At 61.7% G+C, this 7,499-nt stretch carries 5 protein-coding genes, 1 tRNA gene and 1 pseudogene; 5 read left to right on the plus strand and 2 right to left on the minus strand.

Annotated features, from left to right (window positions below; translation table 11 throughout):
• The first annotated feature begins 702 nt into the window (after positions 1-702).
• Genes ABZ854_RS36595 through ABZ854_RS36610 form a run of 4 tightly spaced genes read left to right on the plus strand, consistent with a single transcriptional unit; the run spans position 703 to position 4,846 of the window.
• Positions 703-1,713 carry a deaminase gene (locus ABZ854_RS36595; RefSeq protein WP_361220227.1) on the plus strand — a complete coding sequence of 337 codons (1,011 nt, stop codon included), beginning with the start codon at positions 703-705 and terminating at the stop codon, positions 1,711-1,713.
• 14 nt (positions 1,714-1,727) lie between these two features.
• Positions 1,728-2,888, plus strand: coding sequence for a sulfotransferase (locus ABZ854_RS36600; RefSeq protein ID WP_361220230.1), 1,161 nt, complete (start codon positions 1,728-1,730; stop codon positions 2,886-2,888).
• A gap of 46 nt (positions 2,889-2,934) precedes the next feature.
• The gene (locus ABZ854_RS36605; RefSeq protein WP_361220234.1) at positions 2,935-4,143 is read left to right on the plus strand and encodes a cytochrome P450; all 1,209 of its coding nucleotides are present in this window, start codon (positions 2,935-2,937) and stop codon (positions 4,141-4,143) included.
• Positions 4,144-4,198: 55 nt separating this feature from the next.
• Complete coding sequence (locus tag ABZ854_RS36610) at positions 4,199-4,846, plus strand: HAD hydrolase-like protein (RefSeq protein WP_361220237.1); 648 nt, start codon at positions 4,199-4,201, stop codon at positions 4,844-4,846.
• A gap of 341 nt (positions 4,847-5,187) precedes the next feature.
• Here ABZ854_RS36610 and ABZ854_RS36615 read toward each other — a convergent pair whose 3' ends face one another.
• Complete coding sequence (locus tag ABZ854_RS36615) at positions 5,188-5,883, minus strand: FCD domain-containing protein (RefSeq protein ID WP_361220240.1); 696 nt, start codon at positions 5,881-5,883, stop codon at positions 5,188-5,190.
• Between the two features lie 381 nt (positions 5,884-6,264).
• Between ABZ854_RS36615 and ABZ854_RS36620 the strand changes: the two genes are divergently transcribed.
• Positions 6,265-6,346 (plus strand) — tRNA-Leu (locus tag ABZ854_RS36620).
• Between the two features lie 147 nt (positions 6,347-6,493).
• Here the strand turns inward: ABZ854_RS36620 and ABZ854_RS36625 are convergent.
• Positions 6,494-7,259: pseudogene (locus ABZ854_RS36625) on the minus strand (transposase).
• Between the last annotated feature and the right edge of the window lie 240 nt (positions 7,260-7,499).

Here is a 7,499-nt window from a genome sequence, read left to right on the forward strand (position 1 = left end):
ATCACCACGCCAACGACGAGGGGCCCTGCCTCGTCACCACAGCCGCTGACCAGCCCATTTCACCCGCCAGCACAGGATGAAAGAGGTTCAGTGAGCTGGCGAGTGATGTCGGTTAAGGCTCGTGGGGGTGACCCGCAGCACTGTTTGAGCAGTGATTGCTCATACGCATCTCCTTCTCTGGTGCAAGGTTTGGAGCAAATGGTGCGAGGCTGGCGTGGCCGGATGTTGGTGCTTTGGGCCGACTCCCGTTCCGCCAGGGCAGTGGGAAGGAGAGATGGTCCCGTCACTACCGGCAGGGCGAACGTCCGAGCGGGGGTAGAGATGGAAGCTCTCACGGGCGCTGCGGGAGCGGGACTGACGGTTGTCGACATAGGCGTCAAAGTCCTGGACTGCAGACATCTATCTGGACTGGGCGTGTTGTGACGCCCGCCGTCGGCCGTCATGATCAGAACAATCATCGCTCGTGCCAGCGGCCAAACTGCTCGAGATAGCGTCGGCAACGCCGTGCACGTCGGCCGCCCTGAGCCTCCCTATCGCAGGCACTACAAGGCTTTCCGCCGCTGACCGCGTCTCCACGCCGTCGAGCCCAGCCCCGCTACTGCACGCTCTATGAGGAGGAACCCAGTCATGGCGCCGTCGCACGCTCCGCCGGGGCTCGACCCGGTGCAATCCCTGGCCCCAGTTGGCAGCGTGACCGCGGCTATGGACCAGATCATCGACCACGCAAGCAACGCACCCACCCCGTTCGCCGCCGCCCTAGTTGATATTCACGATGGCACGATCGTGACGACAGCATCCAACACCGTGCATGACGGAGACCCAACCGCGCACGCCGAGATCAACGCCTTGCGACAGGCAGCCGCCGACGGCCACGACCTCACCCAGTGCCTGCTTGTGACTACTGCGGAATGCTGCCCGATGTGCGCAGCCGCAGTCGGCTGGACCCACATCTCCGGCGTCGCATACGGCACCTCGATTCCCACCCTCGCCTGTCTGGGTATCCCGCAGTACCCGCTTCGCCTGCGCGAGGTTCTCACCGCCCCCGTTACTGCCGCGCCCATCGAGGCCGGCCTACGCAGAGCGGCCTGCGACCAACTGTTTACCCGCTGGGCCGCGGCAACTCTGCCTCCACGGCGCCTCGGCCTACCCATGACCTTCGGTGCTGGGCGCACAGATGGATTCCGGGCTGTTACCCCTTACCTTACCGCCACCGACTCCAGGGCGTTGATCGCGTTTTACCAGGAGGCCTTCAAAGCGCGCCAGCTGTCACTTGAAACGAATGACGGGATGGTGACGCACGCGGAGGTGCTCATCGGGGACAGTGTGCTGCAAATCCATGACGAGCTGGAAGGGCTCCGTGGCGAGTCGCCGGCGACCTTAGGCGGGATCAGCGTCACGTTCAGCCTCTATACCGACCACCTCGATTCGGTCTGTCAACGCGCTCTCGCGGCTGGGGCAGTTGTTCACACACCCCCGACGGACGCCCCCGGATGGGGTTGCCGCTTCGCCTGGATAACCGACCCGGGCGGACACGGTTGGACTCTCATCAGCCGGCTCCACGAACCGGTACGTACCCTGCCGAAGCAGCCCGCTCACATACTGGGAGCAGAGTCGGCATCGGTCAAGCCTATCGGCGCCGATCGCCCGCTCCAAGGCCGTAGCCAGGCCGATGACATCCGCCCGAGCACACCGCCCGCCAGCACCCAGCCCTGAAACCAGGTCCGCCCATGCAAACCTCCGCGTCATCGCTTACCGTCGACGTCCTCCGGCACCGGGCACTAGACGAACTCCGTCTGGCTAACGCAGAATTTCAATTCCTCGACGGGCTTGAGGCGCTGCTCAACACTCTGCGAGAGGATCCGCAGCTCACGCCGCAGGCGGCTGAGACGCGTGCCGCAACGCTGGTAGAACGACTCGTCTTGCAGGAGCGCATGAAGCAGAAGGAACGCATGCATCCGGAGATTAAAGACGTTGGTATACCCGATCCCCTCTACATCATGGGCCTTCCCCGCACCGGCACCACCCTGCTGCATAACCTCATGGCGCAACATTCCGGGCTGCATGCCCCAGCATTGTGGGAACTGATGTTCCCGACCGACCCGCATGGGCAGCGCTCCCACTGTCCTGAGCGCCTGCGCACTGAGGCCGGCCAGCGAATGCTTCGTCGCGAGCGGAAATTCCCCAAGGCCATGGCAGCGCATTACATGAACGCCGATCGGCCTGACGAATGCCGCATTCTCATGGAGCGCAGCTTCCGCAGTATGGTCGACGCAAACCAACTCCGCGACGCACGCTACCAGCGATGGATCGTGGGCAGCGACATGGCAGGCCCGCTGCAATATCATCGGAGGCAACTGCAACATATCTTGTGGCGCATCCCCGGACCACGCCCCGTCCTTAAAGATATCTACCACATGTGGTTCCTGCCGGAAGTCCTTCAGGTCTACACGGACGCCAGAATCGTAATCCTTCACCGAGATCCGCTCGAATGCATACCTTCAGCGATCAGCCACTCGCTTCTGTACCGCAGTCACCCGCCAACAAAACGAGAAATGGCCAGAATCTGCGATCGCTGGGTGCACCTCCTGGCAGAAGGGACTGCACGCATGATGGCCGCAAGGAGTTCACTTGCGCCCGATCAGTTCCTCGATGTTGCCTACCCTCAACTTCTGGCCGATCCAATGCTGACCGTGGAGCGCGTGGCCGATTTCGCGGGCCTCGTTACCACGGCAGCCGACATACAACTTGCAAGCTGGTACCTAGCCGAAAATCCGCAAGGAGGCCGGGGTCAACACAACTACACGCTCGAAGAATTAGGGTTGACAAGGCAAGGCATCAACCATGCCTTTGCGGATTACCGTGAGCGCTTCGGAGCCTGGGCCGTCTAAGCCCTACATGCCGAAACCGGCCCCAGACATGAAACTCGAGCCTATTATGAATGACGAGAAAAGCAAAATCTGTCCAGCGATTTGCTTCCCGTTCAATCGTCCGGATGCATCGCAGCTCTCTCCGCTTCTGTTGGAGCTGCAGGATTCTGCGCCGGCGAGCCGGGTCTCGCTTCCGTCAGGTCAGACAGCACTTTTGGTCACCGGATACCGTGAAGTCAAGGAGGTGCTGGCACGCCGGGAGTTCAGCTGCCAACAGGCTGCTGAAGACTCCAAAACGCCGTTCATCCCGTTCTTTCAGAGATATCGTACGCTGCTCAGCCTGGATCCACCCAGACACACGCGGGCCAGAAGGCTCGCGGCAAACCTTTTGGGAGCGGAAACTGCTGCAGCCATGGCTCGGCCCTTCTCCGCTTCTGCCAGAGAGCTGCTGGAGCGCATGAGGGAGAAAGGACCTCCAAGCAATTTATCCTCCAGCTTCATCGAACCACTCGTAGAAGAATCCATTGAGCGACTCACGGGGATTCCCTTGTCGCTAGTCCAGGAATTGCATCGTCTATTCAATGCGAATATGACCGTCACGTTCCCGCCCCCCGATGGGATACTTAGCAGTTTCGACGATCTGGATGCACATCTCGCAGAAATAATCGCAGAACGCCGGGCCGTACCAGCGGACGACCTGCTCAGCAGAATGCTTGCTGCTGCGGCAATCGCGCCGGAAGTCACCGAGGACGATCTAGTGGGAGTGCTCGTTACCGTCCTGATCGCCGGAATTCGCACACCTGGAGTCGTGCTGTCTCAGGGCATCCTCAACCTCCTAAATCGCCCCGATCAATGGGAATTGCTGGTCACCAGGCGCGAGCTTATACCAACAGCCGTCGAAGAGATCCTGCGCTACTGCCCACCAGTCGAGGTCGAGCATCTGCGTTTGACCACCAAGGAGGTCTCGGTCACCGACACCTCTCTGCCTTACCGGTACCCTGTATTACCATCCATCGCTGCCGCAAATCGTTCATCTGCAATTTTCGCGGATCCAAACTCGTTCGACGTCAGTCGTCAGCACAATCCCCATCTTGCGTTCGGCTACGGCCCGCACACGTGCCCGGGAACCGCGATAGCACGAAAAATACTTTCAGTCGCCCTCGAGGTGTTGGCGGATGTGCTACCAGGAGTCCGCGCTGCGGCACCGCCAGGCGAACCGAACATCTCCAGCGGGTACAGCTCGGCACTGCTATCCAGTTTGCATGTCCAGTGGTGATCAAGGTGGGCAACACTGCCTGCGCTCACATCACCTTTGAGGAGGACAGCCAACCGTGATCAGTCACATCTTCTGGGATTGGAACGGCACTCTCGCTGACGACGCCATGGCACTTCACCATGCTGTCAATGCCGGCATGACTGCGATCGGCCATGCTCCTGTCTCCGACGCGCAACTCCGGGAAGTGTTCGCCCGCCCGTTGAGCACGCTGTATGAGCGTCTGACCGGAGCGGACTGCCCGGAGCGGTGGCCGGTCTGGCATGAGGCATTCCTCGCTGCTGGACATGACAAGGAATTTGCTCCAGCTCTCGCTGAGGATGCGCTGGAGGCGGTGCAACGCTGGCATGCCCAGGGCAGAGGACAATCGGTTGTCTCGCGCTGGTCCGCCGACGACCTAAAGAGACACGTCAACGCTACCGATCTCCGCTACTACATGGACGGAGTGCGCGGAGCAACAACTTTGGACGAGCCAAAAGAACACATGCTCAGCCAGGAAGCGGCCGTCCGGGGAATTCTTCCTGAGAACGCACTGCTGATCGGCGACACCGTGGACGACGTCGAGGCGGCACGCGCGTTGGGAATTGCCGTCATTGTCTGCGACTCCCATTCATTCACCGCCTGGAGCGAGCAGGCGATAGAGCGCTGGCAAGTGCCCCGTGTCGAAACGCTTTGTTCGGCAATCGACTTGGCTCTCGGTCTCTGACTTGAGCTCGGGTCGTCGGCGCCCGTCTGGCGTTGGGAGGGGCACAACAATGAGTCTTTTCGAGCCGGCCACCGACGGGTGACGGGCGAATCGGCGTGACGGGTAAGGTTCCCGGATGGTTGAGCGAGAGATCTCACCTCTCAACTCGTTCGTCAGGGCCAAGAACGTCTACCGGGCCCAGGTCTGGCCAGGGGAGGGAGTCACGTAGATTTGATCATGACTCGACACGCGCTCCCCTAACCCTCAGGATTTCTACGGTATCACACTGAAGGCGGACTTCCGGCCGACTGGTGAAGGTCTCTCCTGCGAACACTCTCTGAAATGCGCGCCGCGTGTTTGTTTCAAGAGTTCTCCAGTCCGTCCAACATAATCATCTGTGTCTGCGTCAGGTACGCGCTGGCGTGATGTTGAGCCGCGACGGGATCGCGGTTTCGGACCGCAGCAATGAGTGGTGCAAGTCGCTCGTACGCGGTGGAGGGGTCCGTGAAGGGCGCTGCGAATCGGTCGCGAACAGGCAGATATGCGCTGAAGAGGGTATTGGTGAGGAGGAGGTAGACCCGGTTTCCCGTTGCTTGGGCCAGCGTGCGGTGGACTTCTGCATCGGCCAGCTGGACTGCTCCAGGCGAGGGAGCTGTGCGTATTTCCTGGAGGAGTTGCAGAAGCCGGGAGATGTCATCGTCGGTGGCATGCATGGCAGCCTGTTGGGCGATCAGCATGCCAATGCTATGCCGGACTTCGAAGATCTCCTTCAACCAACTGGGGCAGTGGCGCACCAACAGCGGCAGCAGGTCGGCGCCTCCCACGTGGAGATAGTTGCGCACTCGCGTGCCCGCACCGTGACGGGTCTCCAGCAGCCCTGCTTGGATGAGGCGGCTCAAAGCGTGCTTAAGGGTGGTTCGGGTTATGCCGAATCTACCGGCAAGAACTCGTTCTGGCGGTAGCAACTGACCGATGGCATGCCGACCCGTGAGGATGTCGGCGCAGATCTGGTCTTGAGCGGCTTCCACGACCGTTTCACGTGGCAGTGCGGCTTCCATGTGACTTGAGACCTCCTGAATTGGATCGCCCACTCGACCAGAGTAGGTGGCCCTGTCAAGGGGGCTCCATGAGTGGGCCCAACGGCGGCGACACGGCGAGCGTAGGTTGAAGCCGGCGCAGGCATGCAGCTGTTCCGGGATCAGCAGGCTATGGGCCAGGCTGCATCCCGGAGCGCCCCAGCCCCGAACCTCGCAGCAAAGACAGGTGACCACCAGGCTCCCCGCGAGTGGAGCGGACCTTACGCAGCTGGCTCGACCGACGAGACATCCCGGTTCGATCCCGCCGTCGCGCGCCTGATAGCGGCCCCGCTCAAAAGAGGCCCGATATGAGCAGGGGTTACTCATCCTCCCCGAGCTCGTTCCGTATTACTTTCAGGGTATGGGCAAGTGGCGGAATAGGAAGACGCGGCGGACTTAAAATCTGCTGTCCTTGGACGTATGGGTTCGAGTCCCATCTTGCCTACAAATCCGCGGACCGGGGATTGTGAAGCCGTCGATCGGCGATGAAGCAGCGTGCGACGGCGAAGGTGACGCGCGGGGCGACTAAAGACCGTCCCGTAAGTGATCTCCACTTGGGGGGACGAGGTCGGGTGCCGTACGAACTTGTCGCCTATCCAGCTTGGGCGACGTTGTGCAGGCGTGCGATGCCGAGCAGCGCGTGGTGGACGGCGTCGCCCTTGAGGCGGTAATCGTGCAGGATCTTCCAGCACTTCATCCGGGTGAAGGTGTGCTCGACGCGGGCGCGAACCCGCTGGTGCGAGCGGTTGTTCTCCTCCTTCCAGGCTGGGAGCTCTCTCTCGTTCTGGCGGCGGTGCGGGATAAATAGGCTGGTGCCTTGGTCTCCGCCGTCGGCGAACGTCATCGTGGCGCCCACGGCGGCCTGGCGCCAGATTCCTCCCAGCCTCGGGAGTCATGTCGGTTGCCAGTCAAGGGCCGGCCGACTACGACGACCAGACGGGTGTCGGCGTCGATGACGTCTGGTGGGCGGTGCAGTAGCGGTAGTTCTTGGACTGCTCGGCGATCATGCGGTCGCGGGTGGGTACGAGAGTGCCGTCCACGATGAGCACGGTGTTCTTGCGGAACCGCTGACGTGGCTGAAGGGCGAGTAGCGGTCCGAGATGGTCGATGATCCGGTCGGCCGCCGAATTCGAGATGCCGAACAGCGGCGCGAGCTGCCGCATCGTCAAGTTCGTGCGCCAGTAGGCAGTGACCAGCAGGATGGCATCCTCCAGCGACGGACTCCAAGGTCGGCCACGCTGTCGATCTGCGATCTGCTCGCGCCGCACTGCGGCCACCAATTTGCCGACGCTGCGCGGACTCAGCCCGGTGAAGGGGCCTATCCAGTACGGCACCGACGCCGTGATCACACCAACCACGCCGTGATCGTTCTACTCTGGGCGAGGTTGCTGAGCGACGAGGGTGGCTCACGGATCAGCAACCAGCGTCTCGCTACCTCTCGGGCCGGGATAGACCCAGAATGCTGCCCGTGCGCGGGGTCTGCCGCACGATCGGGTGACATCTTGACCTGCCCCACGGTTTGGGTTCCAGCTGCGGTGGCTAACTGGCAGCGTGGATGGTGTCTTGTGCGGAGAGTAGTTCGTACTCGACGGGAGTGC

The sequence above is a fragment of the Streptomyces sp. NPDC047028 genome (assembly GCF_040644095.1).
GTDB lineage: Bacteria > Actinomycetota > Actinomycetes > Streptomycetales > Streptomycetaceae > Streptomyces.